This is a genomic window from Pseudomonas putida (assembly GCF_001941965.1).
In the GTDB taxonomy this organism is placed as follows: Bacteria; Pseudomonadota; Gammaproteobacteria; order Pseudomonadales; family Pseudomonadaceae; genus Aquipseudomonas; species Aquipseudomonas putida_L.
On sequence record NZ_MKZO01000028.1, the window covers coordinates 42,833 to 66,843 of the forward strand.

At 63.6% G+C, this 24,011-nt stretch carries 22 protein-coding genes; 12 read left to right on the plus strand and 10 right to left on the minus strand.

The window, feature by feature from the left end:
- Nucleotides 1–9 precede the first annotated feature (9 nt).
- On the plus strand, nt 10–2,040 hold the full coding sequence (locus PSEMO_RS17245; protein ID WP_075804206.1) for a pyrroloquinoline quinone-dependent dehydrogenase: 2,031 nt from the start codon (nt 10–12) through the stop codon (nt 2,038–2,040).
- A 59-nt stretch (nt 2,041–2,099) separates the two neighbouring features.
- A complete protein-coding gene (locus tag PSEMO_RS17250) occupies nt 2,100–2,852 on the plus strand; it encodes an SDR family NAD(P)-dependent oxidoreductase (RefSeq protein ID WP_075804207.1) in 753 nt (250 codons plus the stop codon).
- A gap of 15 nt (nt 2,853–2,867) precedes the next feature.
- Here the strand turns inward: PSEMO_RS17250 and PSEMO_RS17255 are convergent, their stop codons facing one another.
- Nucleotides 2,868–3,587 carry a DUF4198 domain-containing protein gene (locus PSEMO_RS17255; protein WP_075804208.1) on the minus strand — a complete coding sequence of 240 codons (720 nt, stop codon included), beginning with the start codon at nt 3,585–3,587 and terminating at the stop codon, nt 2,868–2,870.
- 172 nt (nt 3,588–3,759) lie between these two features.
- Between PSEMO_RS17255 and PSEMO_RS17260 the strand changes: the two genes are divergently transcribed.
- The 4 genes from PSEMO_RS17260 to PSEMO_RS17275 all read left to right on the plus strand — a co-directional run bounded on the left by PSEMO_RS17260 (nt 3,760) and on the right by PSEMO_RS17275 (nt 9,894).
- Complete coding sequence (locus tag PSEMO_RS17260) at nt 3,760–5,868, plus strand: TonB-dependent receptor (RefSeq protein WP_075804209.1); 2,109 nt, start codon at nt 3,760–3,762, stop codon at nt 5,866–5,868.
- An 80-nt stretch (nt 5,869–5,948) separates the two neighbouring features.
- A complete protein-coding gene (locus PSEMO_RS17265; protein WP_075804210.1) occupies nt 5,949–6,473 on the plus strand; it encodes a sigma-70 family RNA polymerase sigma factor in 525 nt (174 codons plus the stop codon).
- Nucleotides 6,474–6,475: 2 nt separating this feature from the next.
- Nucleotides 6,476–7,414 (plus strand): FecR family protein, encoded by a 939-nt coding sequence (locus tag PSEMO_RS17270; RefSeq protein ID WP_075804211.1) that lies wholly within the window; start codon nt 6,476–6,478, stop codon nt 7,412–7,414.
- Between the two features lie 80 nt (nt 7,415–7,494).
- On the plus strand, nt 7,495–9,894 hold the full coding sequence (locus PSEMO_RS17275) for a TonB-dependent siderophore receptor (RefSeq protein ID WP_075804212.1): 2,400 nt from the start codon (nt 7,495–7,497) through the stop codon (nt 9,892–9,894).
- Between the two features lie 40 nt (nt 9,895–9,934).
- On the opposite strand, the gene PSEMO_RS17280 is transcribed toward PSEMO_RS17275, so the two are convergent.
- The gene (locus PSEMO_RS17280; protein ID WP_075804213.1) at nt 9,935–10,315 is read right to left on the minus strand and encodes a winged helix-turn-helix transcriptional regulator; all 381 of its coding nucleotides are present in this window, start codon (nt 10,313–10,315) and stop codon (nt 9,935–9,937) included.
- 94 nt (nt 10,316–10,409) lie between these two features.
- On the opposite strand from PSEMO_RS17280, the gene PSEMO_RS17285 reads away from it, so the two are divergent.
- The 4 genes from PSEMO_RS17285 to PSEMO_RS17300 all read left to right on the plus strand — a co-directional run bounded on the left by PSEMO_RS17285 (nt 10,410) and on the right by PSEMO_RS17300 (nt 14,269).
- Nucleotides 10,410–10,817, plus strand: coding sequence for a DoxX family protein (locus PSEMO_RS17285; RefSeq protein ID WP_075804214.1), 408 nt, complete (start codon nt 10,410–10,412; stop codon nt 10,815–10,817).
- A gap of 17 nt (nt 10,818–10,834) precedes the next feature.
- Nucleotides 10,835–11,578, plus strand: a complete 744-nt coding sequence (locus PSEMO_RS17290) for an SDR family NAD(P)-dependent oxidoreductase (RefSeq protein ID WP_075804215.1) — start codon at nt 10,835–10,837, stop codon at nt 11,576–11,578.
- A 336-nt stretch (nt 11,579–11,914) separates the two neighbouring features.
- Nucleotides 11,915–13,261, plus strand: coding sequence for an SLC13 family permease (locus PSEMO_RS17295; RefSeq protein ID WP_075804216.1), 1,347 nt, complete (start codon nt 11,915–11,917; stop codon nt 13,259–13,261).
- A gap of 90 nt (nt 13,262–13,351) precedes the next feature.
- Complete coding sequence (locus tag PSEMO_RS17300; RefSeq protein ID WP_075804217.1) at nt 13,352–14,269, plus strand: LysR family transcriptional regulator; 918 nt, start codon at nt 13,352–13,354, stop codon at nt 14,267–14,269.
- A 170-nt stretch (nt 14,270–14,439) separates the two neighbouring features.
- Here PSEMO_RS17300 and mdcH read toward each other — a convergent pair whose 3' ends face one another.
- From mdcH to PSEMO_RS17340, 8 genes are all read right to left on the minus strand, one after another.
- Nucleotides 14,440–15,363: a malonate decarboxylase subunit epsilon gene (gene mdcH / locus PSEMO_RS17305; protein WP_075804218.1), complete on the minus strand. Its 924-nt coding sequence runs from the start codon at nt 15,361–15,363 to the stop codon at nt 14,440–14,442.
- Complete coding sequence (locus PSEMO_RS17310) at nt 15,360–15,977, minus strand: malonate decarboxylase holo-ACP synthase (protein WP_075804219.1); 618 nt, start codon at nt 15,975–15,977, stop codon at nt 15,360–15,362. Before PSEMO_RS17310 ends, mdcH begins: the two co-directional genes overlap by 4 nt.
- 5 nt (nt 15,978–15,982) lie before the next feature.
- The gene (gene mdcE / locus PSEMO_RS17315) at nt 15,983–16,765 is read right to left on the minus strand and encodes a biotin-independent malonate decarboxylase subunit gamma (protein WP_075804220.1); all 783 of its coding nucleotides are present in this window, start codon (nt 16,763–16,765) and stop codon (nt 15,983–15,985) included.
- Nucleotides 16,762–17,616 carry a biotin-independent malonate decarboxylase subunit beta gene (locus PSEMO_RS17320; RefSeq protein WP_075804221.1) on the minus strand — a complete coding sequence of 285 codons (855 nt, stop codon included), beginning with the start codon at nt 17,614–17,616 and terminating at the stop codon, nt 16,762–16,764. The genes mdcE and PSEMO_RS17320 overlap by 4 nt, the downstream gene beginning before the upstream one ends.
- Nucleotides 17,609–17,908: a malonate decarboxylase subunit delta gene (locus PSEMO_RS17325; RefSeq protein WP_075804222.1), complete on the minus strand. Its 300-nt coding sequence runs from the start codon at nt 17,906–17,908 to the stop codon at nt 17,609–17,611. Before PSEMO_RS17325 ends, PSEMO_RS17320 begins: the two co-directional genes overlap by 8 nt.
- Before the next feature lie 2 nt (nt 17,909–17,910).
- A complete protein-coding gene (locus tag PSEMO_RS17330; RefSeq protein ID WP_075804223.1) occupies nt 17,911–18,765 on the minus strand; it encodes a triphosphoribosyl-dephospho-CoA synthase in 855 nt (284 codons plus the stop codon).
- The gene (gene mdcA / locus PSEMO_RS17335; protein WP_075804224.1) at nt 18,765–20,426 is read right to left on the minus strand and encodes a malonate decarboxylase subunit alpha; all 1,662 of its coding nucleotides are present in this window, start codon (nt 20,424–20,426) and stop codon (nt 18,765–18,767) included. The genes PSEMO_RS17330 and mdcA overlap by 1 nt, the downstream gene beginning before the upstream one ends.
- Nucleotides 20,427–20,735: 309 nt before the next feature.
- Nucleotides 20,736–21,227: a DUF1543 domain-containing protein gene (locus PSEMO_RS17340; protein WP_075804225.1), complete on the minus strand. Its 492-nt coding sequence runs from the start codon at nt 21,225–21,227 to the stop codon at nt 20,736–20,738.
- A gap of 194 nt (nt 21,228–21,421) precedes the next feature.
- Here PSEMO_RS17340 and PSEMO_RS17345 point away from each other — a divergent pair, with 194 nt between their 5' ends.
- Together PSEMO_RS17345 and PSEMO_RS17350 are read left to right on the plus strand one after the other, a co-directional pair.
- A complete protein-coding gene (locus PSEMO_RS17345; RefSeq protein ID WP_075804226.1) occupies nt 21,422–21,826 on the plus strand; it encodes a DUF2946 family protein in 405 nt (134 codons plus the stop codon).
- Between the two features lie 77 nt (nt 21,827–21,903).
- A complete protein-coding gene (locus PSEMO_RS17350; RefSeq protein WP_075804227.1) occupies nt 21,904–23,964 on the plus strand; it encodes a TonB-dependent receptor in 2,061 nt (686 codons plus the stop codon).
- Nucleotides 23,965–24,011 lie beyond the last annotated feature (47 nt).

The following is a 24,011-nucleotide window of genomic DNA, read 5'->3' on the forward strand; positions in this document are numbered from 1 at the left end:
AGGTTAGTCATGTTTACTTCCGTCAAACGCGAGGGCGCTCTTGCCCTTGCCATTTCTTGCGCCCTGCAGGTGCAGTCCGCTCAGGCCCAGGACCTGCCTCAAGTGGGTATCGACTGGCCATTCTACGGCGGCGACAACAATGCTCAGCGCTTCAGCCCGCTCAAGCAGATCACCCCGGAGAATGTCGGGCGCCTGGAGCGCGCATTCGTCTATCACACACGGGACCTGCCAAACCCGGGCAGTCGGTATTCTCCGGAAACCACGCCGGTCAAGGTCGGCAACGATCTGTTGATGTGCTCGGCCAAGAACATTCTGATCTCGATCGATGCCGCCACCGGCAAAGAAAACTGGCGATACGATCCGGGTGTACCGGACCAGGCCATACCCCATGCAGCCGCCTGTCGCGGGGTTGCCGTCCATACCGCTGCACAGCTGCCTGAAACCGCTCAGTGCCGCAGCCGAGTGGTGGAAGCCACGTTGGACGCCCGGTTGATTGCAGTTGACCTGCACACCGGCGAACCGTGCGCGGACTTCGGTCAAAACGGCTCGGTTGACCTCTGGGAAGGCTTGGGAAAAAAAGTACCTGGCTGGTACGCCGTCACGGCGCCACCCGCAATCGTCAATGGCGTAGTAGTGACCGGCGCGCAGATCCGCGACGGCCAGGACGAAGATGCCCCTTCTGGCGTGATTCGCGGCTACGACGCGGTCACGGGCAAAATGGCTTGGGCCTGGGATTTGGGTAACCCGGACAACGTGCACGGCCCTGCCGAAGGCAGTACTTACACCCGTGGTACCCCTAACATGTGGACAGCGGCAGTGGGTGACGAGCAGCTCGGCTATGTGTACCTACCGATCAGCAACTCCTCGATCGACTACTACGGCTCCAACCGCAGCGAGGCCGAGAACAAGTATTCGACTTCACTGGTAGCGGTCGATGTGAAGACCGGCAGGGATGTCTGGCATTTCCAGACCATCCGCCGTGATGTCTGGGACTACGATCTGGGCAGCCAGCCGACCATGCTCGATTTCCCGGGCAAGGATGGCAAGCCGGTACCCGCAGTGCTGCTGCCGACCAAGCAGGGCGATATCTACATCCTGGACCGCGCCACGGGCGAACCATTGATCCCTATCGGTGAAGTCAAGGCGCCGAAGGGTGGATCTGTCGAGCCTGGGTTCCTGGCCGACACCCAGCCGACCTCCGAGTGGCACACCCTGCGCAAGGCACCAAAGACCGAAGCTGACATGTGGGGTTTCTCGCCACTGGATCAGCTGATGTGCCGGATCCAGTTTCGTCAGGCGAACTACGAGGGATACCTGACACCGCCTTCGGTTGACCGTCCATGGATCCAGTATCCCGGCTACAACGGCGGTTCGGATTGGGGCTCAGTCGCGATTGACCCCGTGCGTCGTTTGCTCATCGCGAACTACAACGACATCCCCAACCTCAATCAGCTGATCCCGAGGGAGCAGGCTGAAAAGATGGGCCTGAAGCCCATCTATGCGCCGAAGGTAGATGAAACCGCGCTGAGCAAGGCTGGTAGCAAGTCAGGCAAAGGTGAAGGCGGTGCCTCCGTCTATCCGCAGGTCAATGCACCTTACGCCATCAGCGTGAACGCCGGGTGGCGGAACTGGGGTACCGGCGTGCCGTGCTCGGCACCGCCATATGGAGGTATTCGCGCGGTCAGCCTGGACACCGGAAAGACTGTATGGGATGAGCCGCTCGGCACTGCGCGCCGTAACGGTCCGTTCGGTATTCCTTCGCACCTGCCCCTCAGTATCGGCTTGCCTAACAACGGCGGCACGGTGGTGACCGCAGGTGGACTGACCTTCGTCGGCGCAGCCACCGACAATTTGTTCCGTGCGATCGATACAGCCAGCGGCAAGGTGCTGTGGGAAGACGTGCTCAATGTAGGCGCGCAGGCCAATCCGATCTCCTACGAGGTCAACGGCGAACAGTACGTGCTCGTCTCGGCCTCGGGCCATGCGTTCATGGAAACCGGGACCAGCGATGAAGTTATTGCGTACAAGCTGCGCAAGTAATACACGCGGCGGCGAGCACGATGCCCCGCCGCGGCAATGACTGTTCAAGGAGATAGACAATGGATCTGGGTTTGAAGGACAAACGTGTACTGGTCAGCGGTGCCTCGCGAGGCATCGGACGAGCGATCGTCGAGCTCTTTCTTCAGGAAGGCGCGCAGGTTGCATTCTGTGCGCGTGGCGCTGCAGGCGTTGAACGCGCTGCTGCTGAATTCGGTAGCCGTGCATTCGGTGCGGTCGTGGATATTACCCAGCCCGAGGGAGTGGCAGCCTGGGTCAGCTCCGCTGCGGAGCAGATGGGCGGGCTGGACATCGTGGTACCGAACGTGAGCGCGTTGGCCGGCGGTGAGGATCTCGACACTTGGCGTCGTGCTTTCGAGACTGACCTGCTAGGCAGCGCTGCGATGGTAAAAGCCTCACTGCCGGCCCTGCGCCAGTCAGACGCAGCCTCGGTCGTGCTGATTTCCAGCGTCTCAGGCCGCGAGGTCGACAGGTTCGCGGAGCCCTACGGCATCTTGAAAGCTGCCTTGCTGCACTACAGCAAAACCCTGTCCGCACGGCACGCCAGCGAAGGCATCCGGGTAAATTCCGTATCCCCCGGTAACGTTTACTTCGCGGAGGGTGTGTGGGGCGACATCGAGCGTGAACAACCGGAAACCTTCGCCAAATGCCTGGCCGAAAATCCACTGGGGCGCATGGCTGCGCCACAAGAGGTTGCCAAGGCAGTCGTGTTTCTGGCCAGTCCCGCTGCCAGCTTCACAACGGGTACGAACCTGCTGGTAGACGGTGGTCTCACTCGATCGGTGCAATTTTGAGTCAGACCACCTCAATCAGTGCTGGTGCCCTTCACCAACAAAACTCAACGAGGTAAACAGACTCCTCTCCGATACCCCGCCACCCGTCACGGGCACCTTGGCCTGCGCCGCGATGATGTTCAGTCCGGCATTACGAACAGCGATGCTCGCGCGCCCCTGCGCATCAGTCTTGACGCTCTGCGCATCGGGGAGGCCCCGATAGTCATCGAACAGCGGGATATTGGCCGCTGGCTTGCCATCGATGAGCACCTCCACCGGCAGCATCTTGCCAACGCCCACCTCGGTCGGATCCTGCAGGGGGCGTATGACCATGGCAATCTTCAGGCGCTCGGGCAGGTGGGCGTGAGGCTTCAGGATGGCCAGGCTGTACTTGTAGCTGTGAATGGCATTCACGGCCCCTGGTACCTCGGCCATCGGTGCGTTCACCCACTTGCCTGACTTGTCGGTGCTCCACACACCATTGTCGAGTGCCACCGCGACCACCGCAGGTGCCGCGACGGGCGTCAATCGAGCGTGATCACCCAGCCGCTCGACAGTCACCGGCACCTGTCCGCCATGTTCATCATAGGCCCATGCGCCTTTGATCTTCTCGGGCGCGTAAGCCCCATCCTCTGCTCCATGCCCATAGACGACCTCCAGATGACCGTAGCGCTGCTCGGTCCAGATGCCATGGGCACTTGCCGACTGAATCATCAACGCGCTGATCGCGGCTGCCAGGGTTGCTGCCAATTTCATAAGTAGTCCTTTGGTTGTGGCGGGGCAATCACCAACTGCAGCGCGCCGCCCGTGAGTCATGGGAATCGCATCGCCTGGACTGGCGCGAAAAGCCAGGGTCCATGGCTTATGACGATTCGATCCTGTATGGTGATCTGATATTAGGTTATAACATAACAATCGGGATTGTCTCATGCAGGATTCGGCACAACGCAGCAGGGTTTGGATTTTTACGGGAGCGGCACTGACTGCGGGGCTGGGGGGATTCGACATGGCCCTGGCTGCGGAAGAAGAGGCCAGGGCGGCGACGGAGCTGGGAGCCATCGAGGTGGTCGGTGAGGGGAGAGGTAGCAGTCGCATCGAGCCGTTGCTGCGTGGTGAGGTCAGCAACAAGCCCGCAAGCCTGCCCGCTGCGGTATCCACCATCACCGATGAAGACATTCGCACACTGAATGTGGATCGCGACATCTCCAACATCTATCGCCGCGTGCCTGGCGTCGTGGCGAACAATATCGACCAGGGCGACACCGGGAATGGTTTCCGCATGCGCGGGTTCGCAACCAATGGCACCCATGGCGTCGACGTCGCGGTGTACGTGGACGGCGTCCCGCAGAATATCCCCTCGAGCCAGGGCGGTGCGGGCCATGGCCCGGTCTTCCTGGAGTGGCTCACGCCGCAGATGATCAAGCGCGTCGACGTGATCAAGGGCCCTGTTTCAGCACTGTTCGGTGATCAGAACCGGGCCGGCGCGGTGAACATCGAAACCCTTGATGGCGGCGATGTGGCCTCGAGTATCGGCCTGGACATTGCGAGCTATGACGGTCGTCGCGCCAACCTGGTGCTCGCGGGCGAACATGAGGGTTTCGAGTCGCTGTTCGTCGCTGATGTGTACAAGACCAACGGCTACCGCAAGGCTGCCGAGACCAACCGCGACAACTATTTCTGGAAGTTGTCCAAGGTCTTTGATGATGCCAAATATTCGGCCCGCTTCAGCCATTACGAGTCGGACTTCAGGAACGACGGCTATCTGAATCTGCCGGCGCTGCGGGCGGGGACTATCAGCCGCCGGGACACCGACAATCTCTACGGCTTCGGCAACGCCAACCGTAATACGATCGTGTTCAACCGTGCGCCGGCCTATGACGAAGCGGGCCTGTACTACACCGCCTACTACGAAAACTTCAGGCGCGTGCGCGCCATCTCCAATGGCACGGTCACCCACAACTATGGCGAAGATGACCGTGACATCTATGGCGGTCGGTTGGCCTACAACTTCGTGTATCAGGACACCGCGTCCCTGATGGTCGGGGCTGACGTACGCCGTGACAAAGGCGATGCCTACCGGCAGCAGTATCGGAATTTCGAGCCGACACCGAATTTCTACTACGACTTCGACATGGATCTGATCACTTACGGGGTGTTCGCCCAGGGTCAGTACAAGCCGATCGAATCGCTGAAGCTGTTGGCTGGCGTCCGCTACGACCGCTTCGATTACGACATCGAAAACCTGAAATTCCACAACGCCGATACCGGCTATCACGATGCAGTCACCACCCCGAAATTCGGACTGGTCTGGACACCGATCGAGCAGCTTGAACTGTTCAGCAACCTGGCGCAGGGGTTCCGTTCGCCGGCAGCCGAATACATCAGCTCCGGTAGCGGCAGCGCGCTGCCACCGAGCCAGACGGGTGGCCAGGTCAACAGCAGCGTACGGCCCAGCAAGGTCAAGTCCTATGATATCGGCTTCACGCTGAGGCCTACGGAACGCTTTTCCAATACCACCGAGTTCTACTACATCGAGAACGACAGCGAGACGGTCCAGACCTCGCCTGGTGTGTATGAGCAGGTCGGCGATACCACACGTCGGGGAGCGGAAACGAGCTTCAATTATCAGCTGACGTCCACCGTCAGCACCTACATGAGCTATGGGCGGATCATCGATGCCGTCATCAACAATCCGCCGCCCGGAACAGGTGCCCAACTGGTGGTGCCCGAGCACACCTACAAGGCGGGCGTGCAGTACCGGAACGATTTCATGGATGGCCAGCTGACCCTCAACGCCGACGTCTACCACCTGGATGGCATTCCGTACTATATCGGCACCGAAAAACATGAAATGCCGCCCTATACCCGGTATGACCTGCGGGCAAGCTACGACTACCAGGCGTATCAGTTCAGCGTGTATGGCACGTTCCAGCCGCACCGTTACGGGACGGAAGTGGCCTATGGCACGAACAGTGGTCTGGTGATTGTGCCTCAGCCTTCGACTACCCTGGGGGCTTCGGTCAGGTACTACTTCTGATCGTCAGCACGGGGCGGCAGTTGCGGGAACGCCAGGCTCAAGGCATCATTTGCTAATAGTTACCATTAGCAAACAAGCCCATGACTTCCGCTCTTTCCGATCCCCAGCGTCTTGCCATTCGCAACCGTGTTTTGCAGCAGATGTTCGGGGATCACCATGACTGGCTGTTCCAGCGCCTGCGCGCGCGTCTGGGCTGCTGCCATGACGCTGCCGACATGGCCTCCGAAACCTTCGTCCAGGTGGTGAAACTGCCGGATCCGCAGTCCATACACGAACCCCGTGCCCTGCTGACCACCATCGCCAAGCGACTGGTGTTCGCCAGCTGGCGGCGCAGGGATCTGGAGCGCGCTTACCTGGAAGCACTGGCCCAGCAAGCGCCGGGCTACGAGCCGTCGGCGCAGGAACAGGTGCAGGCCCTGGAAACCCTGGGCAGCATCGACCGCATGCTCGACGGCCTGTCGCCGCTGGGACGCAGTGCCTTTCTCTACAGCCAGCTGGAAAACCTCACCTACGCCGAAATCGGCGCACGCCTGGGGATCTCGGCGCCTCGCGTACATCAGTACGTGGCGAAGGCCCTGACTCTGTGCTATCTGGCGCTGGAGTGACGATGCCGCAAAGCCAACTGCCGCCGGGGGTAGCCGAAGCCATCGAATGGCTGGCGCTGCACCGCTCGGGAAGCATGACCGACGCCGATCGCCAGCGCTTCCAGCACTGGTTGAGCCTCAGCCCGGATCACCTGCTGGCCTGGCAGCGACTTGAACAACGGCTCGGCCAGGCGTTTGCCGAGGTGCCGCCGTTGGCCCGCCAGGTGCTCAGCAGCGAGTCGAGCAGCCGTCGTCGGCTGTTGCGCGGTGCATTGGCGCTGGCCGGCGTCGGTGTGGGTGGCTGGTGGTTGCAGCGCCTGGGCCTGCTGCCGTTTGCCGGGAGCGATCTGTCCACCGGCCTGGCCGAGCGCAAGGCGTTCACCCTGGAGGACGGCAGCCGGGTCGTGCTCAACGCCCGGAGCCGGGTGGACCTTGCCTTCGCCGAACAGTCGCGCACGCTCTTCCTGCGTGAGGGCGCGCTGAACATTCAGGTGGCCGCCGACCCGCAGCGGCCGCTGATGGTCGTCACTGAGTTTGGCCAGGTGCGTGCCTTGGGGACGCGCTTTACCGTCAGCCTGCATGAGCGCTCAGCCGATGTCTGGGTGCAGGAGTCGCGGGTGCGCTTGCAGGCTCCCAATGGTGATCGCCTGGACCTGGGCGCGGGTGAGGGCGCGGAACTGTCCGCCAACGCCATTCGTGCGCTGGATCCTGGCCGTGCCGGCGAGGGCCGCTGGGACGACGGTTATCTGGAAGTGCACGACCAGCCTTTGGGCGCGGTGATCGATGCCTTGCGCCCCTATCGGCCGGGCGTGCTGCGCATCAGCCCCGACGCTGCCGGGGTGCGGGTTTCCGGAGTGTTCCCGCTGGACGACAGCGCGCAGGTACTGCGCACGCTGCAGGAAACCTTGCCCGTGCGGGTCGAACAGCGATTCGCCTGGTGGACGCAGGTGAGCCTGCGCTGACTATTTTTTCATCCGCCCCTTAATAACCCGGCCCCTCGCGTCACATAGGTGGCATCGACTACCTATCGGGACCGCTGCCCATGTACCGGATACACCGTTTCAGACTGCAACCGCTGGCCTTCGTCCTGACCTTGAGCGCACTGCACCTGCCTGCCGTGACGGCGAGCGAAGCCGATGCCCGACAGCAGGTTCACGGCTTCGACCTGCCAGCCGGCGCGCTGGATGCCACCCTGACCGCCATCGCCCGGCAGAGCGGGCGCAGCATTTCCTATGACGCAGCGCTGGCCCGCGGCCTTACCGTACCTGCACTGCGTGGCCGGTTCAGCACCGAGCAGGCCCTGCACGAGGCGCTGCGCGGCACGTCGCTGCAACTGAACGTCACACCCAGCGGCGCCCTGAGCATCGGGCCTCGGATGGACGATGTCCTGCATCTCTCCGCCATCGACGTGTCCGGGATGGCGGTCGAGCAGGATGCCTGGGGGCCGGCCTACAGCAAGGTCGCCCAGCGCAGCGCGACGATGAGCAAGACCGACACTCCGCTGAGGGAGATACCCCAGTCGATCTCGGTCATTACCCGCGAGGAGATGGTCTCGCGCCAGCACGACAGCCTGGCCGACGTGCTCGGCTACACCGCCGGCCTGGTGACGCAACCCAACGGCTACAGCCGGGTGGCCGATGACTATCGGCTGCGCGGCTTCGATATCGGCCCGCGTACCGGAAGCGTGCTGCGCGATGGCATGAAGATGCAGAGCACCCAGTTCGAAGGCGGCCAGGAGCCCTATGGCCTGGAGCGTGTCGAGGTGCTCAAGGGCGCGTCGTCGGTGCTCTATGGGCAGCTGGCGCCGGGAGGCCTGGTCAACACCGTCAGCAAGCGGCCGACCCTGGCGCCGCTGCACGAACTCAATCTTGAATACGGCAACCACCAGCGTCGGCAGCTCTCCACCGACCACAGTGGTGCACTGGATGAGCAGGGGCGCTTCAGCTACCGGCTGACCGCGCTGGTGCGCGACAGCGGTACCCAGTTCGACGAGATCGATGACGACAAACAGTACATTGCCCCCGCCCTGACCTGGCAAATGGACGACGACACCCGGCTGACGCTGCTGGCCAGCCATCAGCGGACCCAAACGACGCTGACGCCGCCGATCCGCTACGACCTGACCACCTTCAGCAACACGCCGGGCTACAAGGTGCCGTATGACCTGTTCCCCGGCGAGCCGGGCTTCGACCATTACGACGGCACCCTGGAGACCTTCGGCTACCTGCTGGAAAGCCGCGTGGGCGATAGCCTGCAAGTGCGTCATGCCACCCGCTATTTCGAGTCGCGCACCGACTATGACTACATCACCCTGAACAGCAGCCGGGTCACCGGGGCCAGGCTGAACAACCTGACCCGCAGCTACAACGTGCGCGAAGACATTTCCAGCGGCTGGACCAGCGACAGCAACCTGACCCTGCAGCTTGACCATGGCAACTGGCAGCACACCCTGCTCGGTGGCGTCGATTACTACCGCAAGACCTACGACAGCCACCGCCACAGCGGCGCCGCGCCGACCCTGGACCTGGCCAACCCGGTCTACGGCAACCTGCCGCGGGTGAATACCGCGGTGGACAGCGGTTCGGACCTGCACAGCACGCAGATGGGCCTCTACCTGCAAGACCAGGCCAAGTTCGACGAGCGCTGGGTGGTGGTCCTGGGCATGCGCCAGGACTGGGCCGAAAACAACACCCGCAACTACCGCGACGGTTCGCGCAGCACCGTCACCGACCGCAAGACCACCGGCCGGGTGGGCCTGGTGTACCTCGCCGAGAACGGCTGGGCGCCCTATGTCAGCTATAGCCAGTCGTTCCTGCCGTCTGCGGGCACCGACAGCAACGGCGAATCCTTCGAGCCCACCGAAGGCGAGCAATACGAAATTGGTGTGCGCTACCAGCCCGACGGGCGCGAGCTGCTGGTCAGCGCTGCGCTGTACCAACTGACCCAGCGCAATGTGCTGACCTCGATCGCCGGTTCCGATTTCGACGAGCAGACCGGCAAGGAGCGCAGTACCGGTTTCGAACTGGAAGCCAAGGCGCAACTGACGCCCGATCTGGCGCTGAACGCCACCTATGCCTACACCGATGCGCACATCATTGCCGATAACGACAAAACGCTCGAAGGCTCGCGTATCGAAGGCACGCCTTACCACAGCGCTGCCTTGTGGCTGGACTATCGCCTGAGCGTATTCGGGCTGCCGGATATCAGCGTCGGCACCGGCGCTCGCTACAACGGCACCACGCATACCGTCCCGAGCGTGAGTGATCGGAAGATCCCGGCTTATACCCTGTTCGATGCACGGGTCACTTACCGGGTGAATGAGCAATGGCAGGTGAGTGCCCGCGCCCAGAACCTGGCCAACGAGCGCTACCTGTATTGCGCCAACTCATGTCGCTACGGTGATGAGCGCAGCGTGGTGGGTTCGCTCAGTTATAACTGGTAAAGGTGGGTCCGGGAGGGGGAATGCAGCCTGGCTAAGTCAGCTAGCTGCTTTTCCCTTTGCGACCTCGTGAAACGGGTTTGCCCGGCAGACTTGCTCCATATTCCTTCCACCAGGCCGTCAGCGCTTCCATCGTTGGTCCCAGGCCGCGTGCCTTGTCGGTGATTTCGTATTCGACACGGGGAGGGACCTCTGCAAACACCGTGCGCGACACCAGGCCGTCTCTCTCCAGCTCGCGCAGTTGAGCCGTCAGCATGTGTTGGGTCACTCCTGGAATCGCCTTGCGCAACTCACCGAAGCGGTAGATCCGCTGGTTGAGCAGCCACATGATCTCCAGCTTCCACTTGCCCGAAAGCAGCGCGAATGCGCGGCGCATTTCGTCGTGCATGTTGATCTCGACACCGTCATTAGTCTGGTTTTCCATACTATGTTCCACTTTTTCATCCTACTTGCGATGACTCATGTTAGTCGACATTCTTTGTGCATGTCGATTTCGAATCAACGTCAGGAGCCTGCTCATGGCTACGCACTACGCCTACTGGATCTGCACTGCATTGCTGGCACTGCTCTACCTGTCATCTGCGACTCTCTATGTCGTCAGGACGGATTGGGTACGCCAGACACTCTCGGAACTGAAGTATCCCGCTCCCTATCTTGTGCCGCTCATGGTCGTGGTGAAGGTGCTCGGGCCTCTTGCCATCTTGTCGCGCATCAGCGTGCCTTTGAGCGATCTGGCCTACGCCGGCATCTTCTTTCACCTGCTGCTGTCCGGCTCGGCCCACCTGGGCGTGCGCAAGCCCAAGGGGGCGTTTGCGGTCATCCTCGGCTTGGTGCTGCTGGCCGTCTCGTTCACTACCCAGAACGCTGCCCGCGACACGCCTTCGCCGTATGGTGTGATCGCGTCTGCGCAACAACACACGTCTTGACTACCAAGGAGAAAAACATGTCCCGACTCAACGGAAAAGTAGCCATCGTCACGGGCGCCGGGCGTGGCATCGGCCGAGCCACCGCCAAGCTGTTCGCGGCCGAGGGGGCCAAGGTTGCCGTGCTCTCGCTCACACCCGCGAACGTCGAGGCCGTGGTTGCCGAGATTACCGGCGCTGGCGGTACGGCCATCGGTATCCCCTGCGATATCGGCAATGCCGACCAACTCAAGGCGGCAGTCGACAAGGTGGCGGCCACCTATGGCGGCATCGACATTCTGGTGAACAACGCCTTCGACCCCAATGTACCGTTCTCGTCCATCCTCGACCTGTCGGCGGAGCAATTGCAGCGCAATTTCGACCTAGGCCCCATCGCCTACCTTCGCGCCATGCAAGCGGCCTACCCATACCTGAGAAAGAGCGGCGAAGGGCGTGTCATCAACTTCGGCTCGATGGCGGGGGTCATCGGACTGGTCGGCTATGGCCCGTACAACATGGCGAAAGAGGCCGTGCGGGCATTGACCCGAACCGCTGCCCGTGAGTGGGGAGCAGACAAGATCACCGTGAACAACGTGCTGCCGGTCGCTGAAACCTGGGGAGCGGACATCAACCCGCCCGCGCCGACCAATCCATTGGGCCGCTATGGCTCGCCCGAAGACGACGTTGCCCCGGTCGTGTTGTTCCTGGCCAGCAAGGACAGTCAGTTCATTACCGGATCGAGCCTCACCCCCGATGGTGGCTCTATCATCGACAGCGCCCGCTGATCCGCTCGACACGAAACTTCGCACCGACTTCATGCGCAGGATGACAAGGTGCCGAACATGATCGTTAACCTGAGCGTAATGGAATACCTCTTCGCTTGATTGATGGTCCATGGCCTGCACTTCTAATGTGCATCCACGAACGCGGAAAGAGGTGAACCGCAGCCGATAGCGACACTGATTACCGAAGCACAAGAACAATAACTTCGATGTCACGAGGATAAGAACAATGATGATCTACGGTGTAGCCCTGCCTGCCACCTGTACCCGGGTCGGTTTCATCACGCTGGACAACGGATTGCCATCGAATGAATCGCAGCAGATATCCCGGGAGGCCGTATGAGTCCGGAAATCGCAACGATCATCGGTCTGGTGGTCATGTTCGTCGTGGCCACGGCCCTGCCCATCAACATGGGCGCGGTCGGGTTTGCCTTGGCGTTCATCGTTGGCGGCCTGTGGGTCGGCGTGGGGGCTAAAGAGGTGCTTGCGGGCTTCCCTGCCGACCTGTTCCTGACCCTGGTCGGCATCACCTATCTGTTCGCCATCGCCCAGAAGAACGGCACCATCGATCTGCTGGTGCATTGGGCGGTGAAGGCGGTCAGGGGCCACATCGTGGCCATTCCCTGGGTGATGTTCATCGTCACGGCCGTGCTCACCGCCTTTGGCGCACTGGGTCCGGCGGCGGTGGCGATCATCGGTCCGGTCGCGCTGCGCTTTGCCAAGCAGTACGAGATCAATCCGTTGATGATGGGCCTGCTGGTGATCCACGGCGCGCAGGCGGGCGGGTTCTCGCCGATCAGCGTGTATGGCGGCATCACCAACCAGGTGGTGCAGAAGGCCGGGCTGGACGTCACGGAAATGGCCGTGTTTCTCACCAGCCTTGGCTTCAACGTGCTGATGGCGTTCATCTGCTTCTTCGCCTTTGGCGGCCTCGCACTATTGGCCCGCAGTCGTGTGGTGGTCAGTGAGCCTTTGCTGGCCGGTGCACAGGCGTCGTCGCGACAGTTCGCCATCGAGGGCCACGGCGCGCTGCTCAGCGCCGGTGGCGGCACCCTGTCCAATGATCCGCAGGCGCTGAGCGAGCTGCAGATCAACCGCGATCACTTGATCACCCTGGTCGGCCTGCTGGGCCTGGGCATCGCCGCGCTGGCCTATGACCTCAACGTCGGCCTGGTGGCGATCACCGTCGCCGTGGCGATCGCGATCGTCTCGCCGTCGGCGCAGAAGGGCGCGGTGGACGGCATCAGTTGGTCCACAGTGCTGCTGATCAGCGGCGTGGTGACCTATGTCGCCGTGCTGCAGAAAGCCGGGGCGGTCGACTTTGTCGGCCATGGCGTCAGTGCCATCGGCATCCCGCTGCTGGGGGCGCTGCTGGTCTGCTATGTCGGTGGCATCGTCTCCGCGTTCGCTTCCTCGGCGGCGGTACTGGGCGCGACCATCCCGCTGGCGGTACCGTTCCTGATGCAGGGGCATCTCGGCGCGGCCGGGGTTATCTGTGCGCTGGCGGTGTCCTCGACCGTGGTGGACGTCAGCCCGTTCTCCACCAACGGCGCCTTGGTGGTGGCGTCGGCGGCGAAGGAAGAGCGCGAAGCGTTGTTCCGTCGCTTCCTGGTCTACAGCGGCCTGGTGGTGGCCTTCGGTCCGCTGCTGGCCTGGCTGCTGTTCGTGGTGCCGGGCTGGATGTAAGCACACTGGAGGGTGACGGCGCGCGCAGTCACCCGTCCTTGCGGCGTTCCTATATGCTCACCGGCAGCTCCTTGCTGCCTGGACCCGAGTATGCAAATCGATGAAGAACTGACCCTGAAGAAGCTGGAAATCTTTCTCTCGTTCATGCACAACGGCAATCTTGCCCGTGCCGCCAGCGAGCTGGAGACCAGCAGTGTCAGCGTGCACAGGGCCATCCACTCGCTGGAAAATGCCCTGCGTTGCCCGCTGTTCAAGCATGAAGGGCGCAAGCTGACACCGCTGGAAAGTGCCTATGTGCTGGAGGAAAAGGCCCGCACGCTGATCAAGGACGCCGGTGAAATGGTGCGCCTGACCCGCGAGGCCGCCGGGTTTTCTTCCGAGCGCTTCAAGCTGGGTGCGCTGTACTCGCTGACGGTGAAGACTGTGCCGCAACTGGTCATGGGCCTGAAGCTGCGCCGCAGCGAGTTGAATATCGACCTGATCCTGGGTTCCAACGTCGACCTGCTTTACCGGCTGAAGAATTTCGAACTCGATGCGATCCTGGTGTCCCTGGACGAGAGCACCAGCGACCCCGCCTGCGAACAGTTGCCGCTGTTCTCCGACGATATCTTCCTCGCCGTCCCCACCGACTCGCCCTTTGCCGTGGAAGCGCAGGTCGACCTTGCCGACCTCGCCGACTCGACCTTCATCACCCTGACCCAAGGCTTCGCCACTCACCGCGACGGTACGCGGGTGTTCGACCAGGCCGGGTTCAAGCCGAATGTGGCGATGCAGGTGAATGACATCTTCACCTTGCTCAGCATGGTCAGTTCGGGGGTGGGGTATGCGTTGTTGCCGGGGCGGATTTCGGCGGTGTATGAGAACCGCGTCAAGCTGATCCCGCTGCAGCCGCGTTATCGGCTGCAGCAGCATATTGGCGTGGTGTTCCTGAAGAGTCGTGAGCGGGATCCGAATTTGCTGGCGTTGGTTGCTGAGTGCCGGATGTATAGTCGGGGGCGGGAAGACTGAAAAAACGGGGTGGCATGGATATCGCGGATCAGGTAGGAGCGTGGCTTGCCCGCGAAGGACTGCAAAGCAGTCCCAAAAATGGTGGTGTCAGCGAGATTTTGGGACCGCTGCGCGGTCCTTCGCGGGCAAGCCACGCTCCTACGGGTTCTGCGCAGAACCAGCTTCTGCGGTCATGGGGAGGAATCGGCTGCCTCCCTGCGCAGCAACACATCCAGCGTGTCAGCGCGGGCATCCTGGCAAGCGATCACCGTTCCTGGGTTGAACACAGACCGGGCCAGACCACCGAGCACGGCGCCGGGTGGCAGTTCGATTAGCAGGCGTACACCGCGCTCCCAGGCGGTGCGCACGGTCGCCGCCCAGTCGACGCGGCGGCACATGTTAAAGGCCAGGTCGTCGCGCAGGGCCTCGGCGTTGTGCAGCGGCCTGGCGCTGTTGCTGCTCAGGAACCTGATGGCGGGCCGGCGCAGGGTGATCGGGGCGAACGCCTGGGCCAATTCCTTGGCTGGCGCGTCCAGCAGGGGGCAATGGGACGGTACGCTCATCGCCAGACGCTTGGCGGCGCGTGCTCCCATGGCGAGCGCCCGTTGGGCAACCCGCTCCATGGCGGCATCGCTGCCGGCGATCACGAACTGTTGTTCGGCATTGATATTGGCCAGAAAGACCGGCTCGCTCTCGATAAGCCGTTCGACGCTGCCCTGGTCCAATCCGATCAAGGCCGTCATCCCATAGCCACCGGGATAGGCGCGTTGCATCAGCTCACCACGTAAGGCAACCAGGCGCACGGCATCGGCGTAGTCCAGCGCACCGGCGATCACCGCCGCCGGGTAGGCGCCGATGGACAGGCCGGCGACATAATCCGGCGGGGCATTGCGTTGCAGCAATCCACGCGCGGCAGCCACGCCGGCCACCAGCAGGCACAGCTGCACGGCGCGGGTGGACGCCAGCGCCTCGCGGCTGTCGAGACCCAACAGAGACTCGCCGAGCACATCGCTGGCTTCTTCAAGACAGGCCCGGCCCGAGGCATCCTCGACCAGGCCCTGAAGCATGCCGGGGCGTTGCGCGCCCTGGCCGGGAAACGCGAACAGGCTGCTCATGCCGGCTGCTCCGCGAGGTGCCAGGGATCGGCGACCAGACGGGCGCCGTCACGATGCTTGAGCAGGACACGTGCACTGTCCGTGGCCCATTCGGCCAGGGCCACGGCGCCATTGGGGGTTTCCAGTTGCAGGTCGATCCGGCAGGCCAGGCCCTTGAGTCTGTGGCTCAGGCTACGGGCCTCGGCGCGGCTGAAACGCGTCGGTGTACGCAGCAGCAGGTCGAGATCGCTGCCGGCATGCAGCACAGTCAGCCCGGTCGCCAACTGGTAGCCGACGCCACCCGTGGGGCCCCAGGCGAGGCCGAGGTCGTCGAGGATCGGCGTCACCTGTTGCAGGGCAACGAGTGCCGGCAGATCCGCCGGATCTTGCAGGCGCAGATCTTCAGGACGGAGTCGGCAGCTCACCTGCGTAGCCGTCATCCAGGCCCCAAGTCGTCGTGCGCGTTGATCGCCACGCACACCGACCGGCACCAAGCCGGCCTCGCCGCTGGCCCGCCGCACTACCACGGGCAGGCCGGCATCCAGCACCTGACGCGCCCAGTCCGGGGCGTCTTCGGGCAGTTGCGCGGAGGGCATGCCCCAGAGCAGATCGTGGGCGTGGAAAGTGCTGTTCATCAACACTACCACTGCGCCCGCAAGCGCTCCCGCACCAGCGACGACATCGCTCGGTTAGGCGCACCGAGGCGGCCACGCAGATCGGTACTCGTGCCAATGTCCACAACCGCGCGGACCAGTACCTCGTTGACCTTTGCGACATCCGCCGCACCGGGCTGCTCGATGCCCTCGACCTTGACCCGCTCCCACAACAGCCCCAGCGAGGCATAGCTGGCGATGTCGTAGGCCATCGGCGGGACGGTCGCGGCCAGGGCTTCGAGCTCCTCGACGCTGCGCAGGGTAATGCGCGCGGCCGCGGCCTTGCCCATGGCGTGGACCATCACGCCGTCGTCGTCCAGGGCGATGATCCGCTGGGCCTGGTAACCATGGGCGAGAAAGGCGCCCGACATCGCCTTGCCCACCAGCAGGGCAATCACCGGGTGACCGGCAAGCCGGGCCCGGGCGTAGGCGTCCACCGCGCCGGCCAGCGCCTGGTGGATCCCCAGCGCTTCCTCGCGCCGGCCGTAGGCCTGGCTCGGCACATCGACCACCGCCACCAGGATGCGCGGCGTAGCACCGGCGTCCGCCTCGATGGCCTCGTCGATGGCCTTGGCCAGTCCCCAGCCTTCCAGCAGGCCGACTTCACCCTGGCGTGCACGGGGGAAGGGGTTGTGCGCATCCGGCACTACCGCCAGATAGCGCGCCGGGCGGTTGCCCAGTTCACCGTCGATGACTTTTACCGATGCAGGCAGGCCCGGCAGTTCAGGGCCGGCGGCCAATGCGCGCAGCCACTCGATTCCTCGGCTCATTGCAGTTCTCCCTGGTAGATGGCGCGCACGCGGCGCGCGTCCAGTTGTTCGCAGTCCGCCCCGAGCTTGTTCAGCAGTGCGAGGAAGTCGGCGTAGCGCCGGCTGCGGGGCAGGGCGGGTTCGCCAGCCGCGAGGGCGGTCACCAAGGCTGCGCGCAGCTGCTCGACATCGTCCGCGATGTAGCTGTCCGCCAGTCCGCAGGCATGACGTTGCTCGCCACCGGTCAGGCTCCAGATGAAGGGCCGGTCGCGGGAGTCGTATTCGTCGATCCCCGCTTCCTGCTCGATCACCTGCGGGCCATTGAGGCCCAGGCGCGCCTCGCGGGTCACGATCAGATGACTGCACAGCCCGGCGGCGATGGACATGCCGCCAAAGCAACCGACCGAGCCGGCGATCAGGCCGACCACGGGTCGGAATTGACGCAGCTCGACGATCGCGGCCTGGATCTCGGCAATGGCCGCCAGCCCCAGGTTGGCTTCTTGCAGGCGCACGCCGCCGGTTTCCAGCAGCAGCACGGCGGCGGTGGGAATGCCGTTGCGGTTGTCCTCGACCGCCAGTTCCAGGGCCCCGGCGATCTTGGCGCCGCCGACCTCGCCCATGCTGCCGCCCTGGAACGCCCCTTCGATGGCGGCCACCAGCAGCGGCTGGCCGTTCAGGGTGCCCTTGGCGATGACCACCCCATCGTCGGCCTGGGGCACGATGCCCTGGCCGGGCAGCCAGGGCGACATCAGGCGGTCGAAGGGGCCGAGCAGTTCTCGGAAGCTGCCGGCATCGAGCAGGGCCCGGGCCCGCTCGCGGGCACCGAGTTCCACGAAGCTGCGGCTGTTGAGCAAGCGGGCGACATCAGTCATGGGCAATCTCCTCGAAACCTTGTTCCAGGCGCAGGCGCACCACGCCGGGCGTGGCGCCGAAGTCGTGGATATCGATGTTCATGGCCGGCGGCAACTGCTCGGCGAACAGGCGCTGGAACAGCTGTTGCCAGCGCGGCGCGCTGCCGTTGACCGAGGTCACCACGTTGATTGCCAGCACGCCGTGCGCGCCGGGTTCGAGCAGCACTTCAAGGTCGCCGGAGCCGACGCAGCCGACCAGGGCGCGGCCTGCGCCGGGCTCGCCGGCGGGGAAGGTGAAAGACAGGGTTTCCATGCTCAGAGACTCCCGGCGTTATCGAGGAACAGGCACGCCGCCAGCAGGTCTGCGGCGCCGCCTGGCGAAGCGTTGAGGGCCAGCAGGCTGGCATCCAGTTCGCGCAGTCGCCGGCGCCCGGCAAGGCTGGCGCTGCCGCCGGCCTCGAGGACGCCACGGGCGCCTTGCTGCATGGTCTGCAAGCCCTGCGGCCCGGCGCGCCAGAGCACGCAGGTGTCGTCCAGGGTGGCCATGATCGCCAGCAGGGCGTCTAGGCGCGCGTTTTGCTCGCCTGCGCCGCGGCTGCGACTGGCAGCGAGTTGTGGAAGGCCATGCCCGAGCACCGTCGGGAAGCCCGATTGCGCTTCTTCCCGGGCGCCGCGTGCACCGTAGCGGCGTTGCACCTGAAGGCCGTGGCTGTCCTGCTGCCTTGGGGCGAAACGGTCGTCGATCAGGGCGATGCGCCCAGCGCGGGCGGCGACTGCGCCGGCATCCTCGTCTGGCTCGCCCAGCGCACGGGCGGCGACCAGCAGGCCCAGGGCCCAGATCGCACCACGGTGGGTGTTGACGCCGCCCGTGGTCGCCAGCATCGCGTTTTCACCTTCGCGGCCAATCTGCCCGAGCGCTTCGCGCAACGGCTGGCCGACTTCACCGAAGGCCAGCGCCGCCTCGGCCATTTCCTTGAAGCAGGGCCACAGCGACAGCGCCGACGCATGCATCAGGCCCAGGTGCAGATCCTGGTGGGCACCCGCGCCGCGCCGGTCCACCAGCGCTGGTTTGGGCGACAGATCGGCCTCGTCGATCAGGGCGTCCACCGCCAGGTCGGCGAGCAACTGGGCAAGCGGCAGCGGGACATGAATCAGTGTGGATGCGCTCATTACCAGCTCCTGAAACGTGCGGGCGGGTTGTACAGGCCGCCGGACCAGTCGACCAGTTCGGCGATGCTCTTGGCCGCCAGCAGGGAACGGCTGGCCTGGGTACGCTGGATGCCCAGGTCCTCGGGCAGGGCGATCAGGCCTTCGCGGCGCATGCGCTGGGTGTCCTTCGGATCGTGGCGCAGGCCGATGGCGGTAACGCCGGCGACCGCAGCGATCATCGCCTGGCGCTCCTCGAGGCTGCGCGCCTTGTACAGGTAGGCGATGCCTTCCTCGGTGAGCAGGTGGGTGACGTCGTCGCCGTAGATCATCACCGGCGCCAGGGGCATGCCGGCTTTGCGGGCCACGTCCACGGCATCCAGGGTCTCGACGAAGGTCGGCTTGCCGCCTTCCTGGAAGGTCTCGACCATCTGCACCACCAGCTTGCGCCCCCGCTCCAGCAGGGTCACCGGCTCGGTCATGTCGAGCCAGGCCGGGGTCGCATGGCGGCGGCCGCGCGGGTCGTGACCCATGTTCGGCGCACCGCCGAAGCCGGCCAGGCGGCCGCGGGTCACGGTGGAGGAATGGCCGTCGCCATCCACCTGCAGGGTGGCGCCGATGAACAGATCCACGGCGTACTGGCCGGCCAACTGGCACATCATCCGGTTGGAGCGCATCGAGCCATCGCGCCCGGTGAAGAACACGTCCGGGCGCTGGGCGATGTAGTCCTCCATGCCCAGCTCGGTGCCGAAGCAGTGCACGCTCTCGACCCAGCCGGACTCGATGGCCGGAATCAGCGTGGGGTGTGGGTTGAGCGTCCAGTTGCGGCAGATCTTGCCCTTGAGCCCGAGGGATTCGCCGTAGGTCGGCAGGATCAGCTCGATCGCGGCGGTATTGAAACCGATGCCGTGGTTGAGGGACTGGACGTTGTGTTTCTCGTAGATCCCGCGGATCGCCATCATCGCCATCAGCACATGCACCGGCTTGATATGGCGCGGGTCGCGGGTGAACAGCGGTTCGATGTAGAACGGCCGGTCGGCGACCACCACGAAATCCACCCAGGAGGCCGGGATATCGACCCGTGGCAGATCGCGCACATCGTCGACCAACTGGTTGACCTGGACGATCACGATGCCGTCGCTGAAGGCGGTCGGTTCGACCAGGGCCGGGGTGTCCTCGGTGCTCGGGCCGGTATAGATGTTGCCCTCGCGGTCGGCCATGAAGCCGGCGACCAAGGCCACGTTGGGAATCAGGTCGACCAGCAGGCGCGAATACAGCTCGATGTAGGTGTGGATGGCGCCGACTTCCAGGCGGCCGTCTTCCAGCAACTGGCCGATGCGCAGGCTTTGCGGGCCGGCGAAGGAAAAGTCGAGCTTGCGGGCGATGCCCTGTTCGAACAGGTCGAGGTGTTCGGCGCGGCTGACGCTGGGCATGATCATGTGCAGGTCATGCAGCTTGCCGGGGTCGGCCTTGGCCAGGGAGCGCGAGAGGAAATCCGCCTGCTTCTGGTTGTTGCCCTCGAGCACCACGCGATCCCCGGCGGCGATCAACAGCTCGAGGGCTTCGACGATACGTTCACTGGGGATCACCGCGCCATCCGCGAGATGACGTAGCTGGTCGAGCCGGCGCTGCTTCTCGGTGCGCCGGCGCGACCACTGCGGTGGGGGGGAGGGTCTGGTTGTCATTATGTGACTCCACGGGTCCGCTTTCGTGGGGGTCAAGGTACGGTTGGGCGGGGAGGGCATCAATCAAGGTTGGGAGTGGATTGTTACTCTGAGGTTAACTATTGGTTTGCACTGAATAGTGGTGGCTGCGAGGTGCCTGTCAGAGAACCGGGTTATGGCCACCAGGTGCATGCCGGTAGATTTTCAGCGCCCTCAAGATCGAGCGCCGCCCGCGCGGCGCTCGATCTAAAGGGCGCCAGAAAAGTCACGACAAGCACCTGTCAGCCCTGATGCGATCTACTGACGGGCCTTCTCACCTCAAAGCACCATTCAGATCACGATGTAATCGCTGCGCTGCACCATGCCTCGATGTTCGCCCTCGACCAGGTGTACATAGCGACCCTCGATCAGATCCACTGGCAGGCAGTCATCGACGTCCACTACCGCGTCGGTATGCGGCTTCAGCCAGCCTGCGGCCATGCGTTGCTTGCCCACCTTCCTCGCAGCGGCCGCATCGGTAGCCGTTACCAGCAAGTAGCGGTGATCCTCGCCAAACTCGCCGGGCGCGTAGCCACCCAGGTTCAGGAAAAACAAGCGCATGGCGCCGGGCTGTGGTGCCGCGTGGCCGAGTTCGACGCGATAGCCATCCACGCCGTGGACCTCCAGCCAGGAATCGATATGCAGGCCCTTGGGGCTGCCGAACCAGGCGCTGCGCAACTGCGGGTATGTCTGGGCGAGTGTATCGCCGTGGGCGAAGACCACGTCGTGGACTTCGATGCTGGCCCGAGGATGTTTTCCTCCCAGCATGACAACGTAGAGCATGGATGAACCTGTGGTACGGGGCAGGGAAGCACATGTTGGCATAGCGCTTCGTCGATTGCTCGGCTACGGAGACGCGTCTGTGCCTGGAGCAAACAGGCCTGAAGCAGCCTGCCTGCGACAAAATGGCGCTGAATGGAACTTTTACAGACCGCCACGGGTGGGGCTTAATGCGCAGCTTACCCATGGAGCGGTCCATGCTGTCACGCGTTCGCACTCACCTCTGGTTGCTCGCATGCTTCGCAGTGTTGTTCAACCTGCTGGTGATGCCGCTCGACCGTTCCTTGCGCGAACCTGCTGTGGACCAGTCGCTGCTTCTCGGCAGTTTCTGCAGCCTGCATGGGGTGCAGAGCCTGCCCAAGTCGCTGCTCGCGCAACTCAAGCTCGACCAGTCCGAACGCTCGGGCAGCGCCGACAGCAAGCTGCGATCCGGTGATTGCTGCTGCGGTCACGCCGGCCAGGCCGTGCTGCCGGGCGACTACTTCAAACACCTCTTCCCGCGTTTCTGGCCCGATGACCTGCTGCTGGGTCACGCTCCCACCTTGCCTCTGCCACGCGAACAGTGGCCCAAGCTCAATCCGCGCGCCTCTCCCCTGGCCTGATCTGTCGACCATCCACCGGTCCCGCGCACAACGCGCGTGATGACCGTGCCCGACTTTTTTGCCAGGAAGCTTTGTCCATGCCTGCGTTCCGTAGCACCGCACGCGCTGTCTTGCCCGTGTTAACGATCACCTGTGTATCCAGCCTGAGCCCACTTTCCCAAGCCGTGGCTGAAACGCTGTCCAGCGATAACTCCACCCTCACCCTTGGCGCTGTCACGGTCAGCGGCAGTATGACCGGTCCATTGGCCACCAGCAGCGTGCTGAGCTCGGTGGACATCCTCGGCGCAGATATCGTCGAGAAGATGCCTGTGGCCTACAGCTGGGAGCTGTTCAGCCGTGCTCCTGGTGTCATGTTGACCGAATTCAACCAGGGCACCACCTCGGGCAAGCTCTCGTTCCGGGGCTTCAACGGTGAAGGCGAAGTCAACGCGGTCAAGCTGCTGGTCGATGGCATCCCGAGCAACACCAACGACGGCAACATGCCCTTCATCGATTCGGTGTTCCCGATGGACATCGACAGCATCGAAGTCGTGCGCGGTACCAGCGACCCGCGCTATGGCCTCAACAACATCGCCGGCAACGTCAACATCAACACCCGCACGGGCGGCAACTACAACAAGGCCCGCCTGCGCTACGGCAGCTTCAACACCCGCGAGGTGCAACTGGGCAAAGGCATCGAAACCGGCAACTGGACGCAGAACTACTTCTTTGCCCGCCAGCAGGTCGAGGGCTATCGCGACCACGGCGAAACCGAGCGCTACAGCTTCGGCGGCAAGTGGTTCTATACACCTGACGACGGCAGCTTCCGCCTGGGTCTGATTGCCCGGCACTATGAGTCGCAGGCGCAGGAGGCCGGCTACCTGACCGAAGAGGATGCTCGCCACCACCCGCGCATGAGCAACGACTACAACGCCACGGACAAGGGTACGCGGCGCATGAACCAGGTCAGCCTGCATTTCGACACCGACCTGGCGGACACCTTGTCCTGGTCAGCGAAGACTTACCTCAATACCTTCGATGATCGTCGCTGGACCCAGTACTGGCGCACCAGTTCCCAGCAGGAACGCGATACCTACGAGGACCAGTACGGCGCCATCACCTCCCTGACCTGGCGCCCACAGGTCGACTGGCTGCACGCCTTCGCGCTGGAAGGCGGCAGCGATGTGCAGAAACAGGAAAACCGCAGCGAGCGCTATCGCACCCTGCAACGGGTGCGCCAGGCGCAGACCCGCAACCAGGACTTCGACTTCAATACGGTCGGCGCCTATGTGCAGGCTGAAATCGAGCCGGTCGAGTCGCTGAAAATCGTCCCGGCCTATCGGGTAGACAAGATCAATGGCGACTTCACCAACAAGCTGACCGGGCTGGACTCGGACATCAACGACTACGGGCTGATCAAGCAGCCCAAGCTCAGCATCGTTTACTCGCCCTGGACGTTCGCCAGTGTCTACGCCAACTGGGGCCGGACGTTCCAGGTGGGGACCGGTGCGGCGTCGTACAAGGTGCCGCCACGCAACGAGGACCTGGAGCCGTCGATCAACGAAGGCTGGGAAACCGGCGTCAAGTTCACCCCGGCCGAGTGGGTCGACGGCCGCGTGGCCTACTGGCGCCAGGACGCCACGGGCGAGGTCAGCCGTCGCCTCAACGACCCGAGCGGCGAGTCCGATAACGTCGGCGAAACCCGCCGCTGGGGCTATGACCTGCAGGTCAACCTGCACCCGGATGAGCGTACCGAGGTGTGGATGTCCTATTCCTGGCAGTACTCGAAAATCCTGGAGCCCAGCAGCGCACTGCCGGGTAGCAAGGGCAAGGAAATCGACCATGTGCCGCATCATCTGTGGACTACCGGTATCAGTTACCAGGCCACCCCGGCATTGCAACTGACCGCTTGGGCCAACGGGCAGACCGACTACTACATCGAGCGCGAAAACACTCAAGGCGCCTATGGTGGCTACGTGCTGATGAACCTCGGGGCGACCTACAGGCTCAGCGAGTCGATGAGCGTGGATCTGCAACTGAAAAACCTGACCAATCGTTACTACGAGTACGTCTGGTTTGATCCGGATGGAGCGGACGCCTCGCTGCACTCGCCTGGAGATGGTCGTGCACTGTATGCCGGGCTGACTTTCGATTTCTGAAGGTTGTCCGGAACAGGCCACTGTAGAGATCGTTCGATCTCTACAGT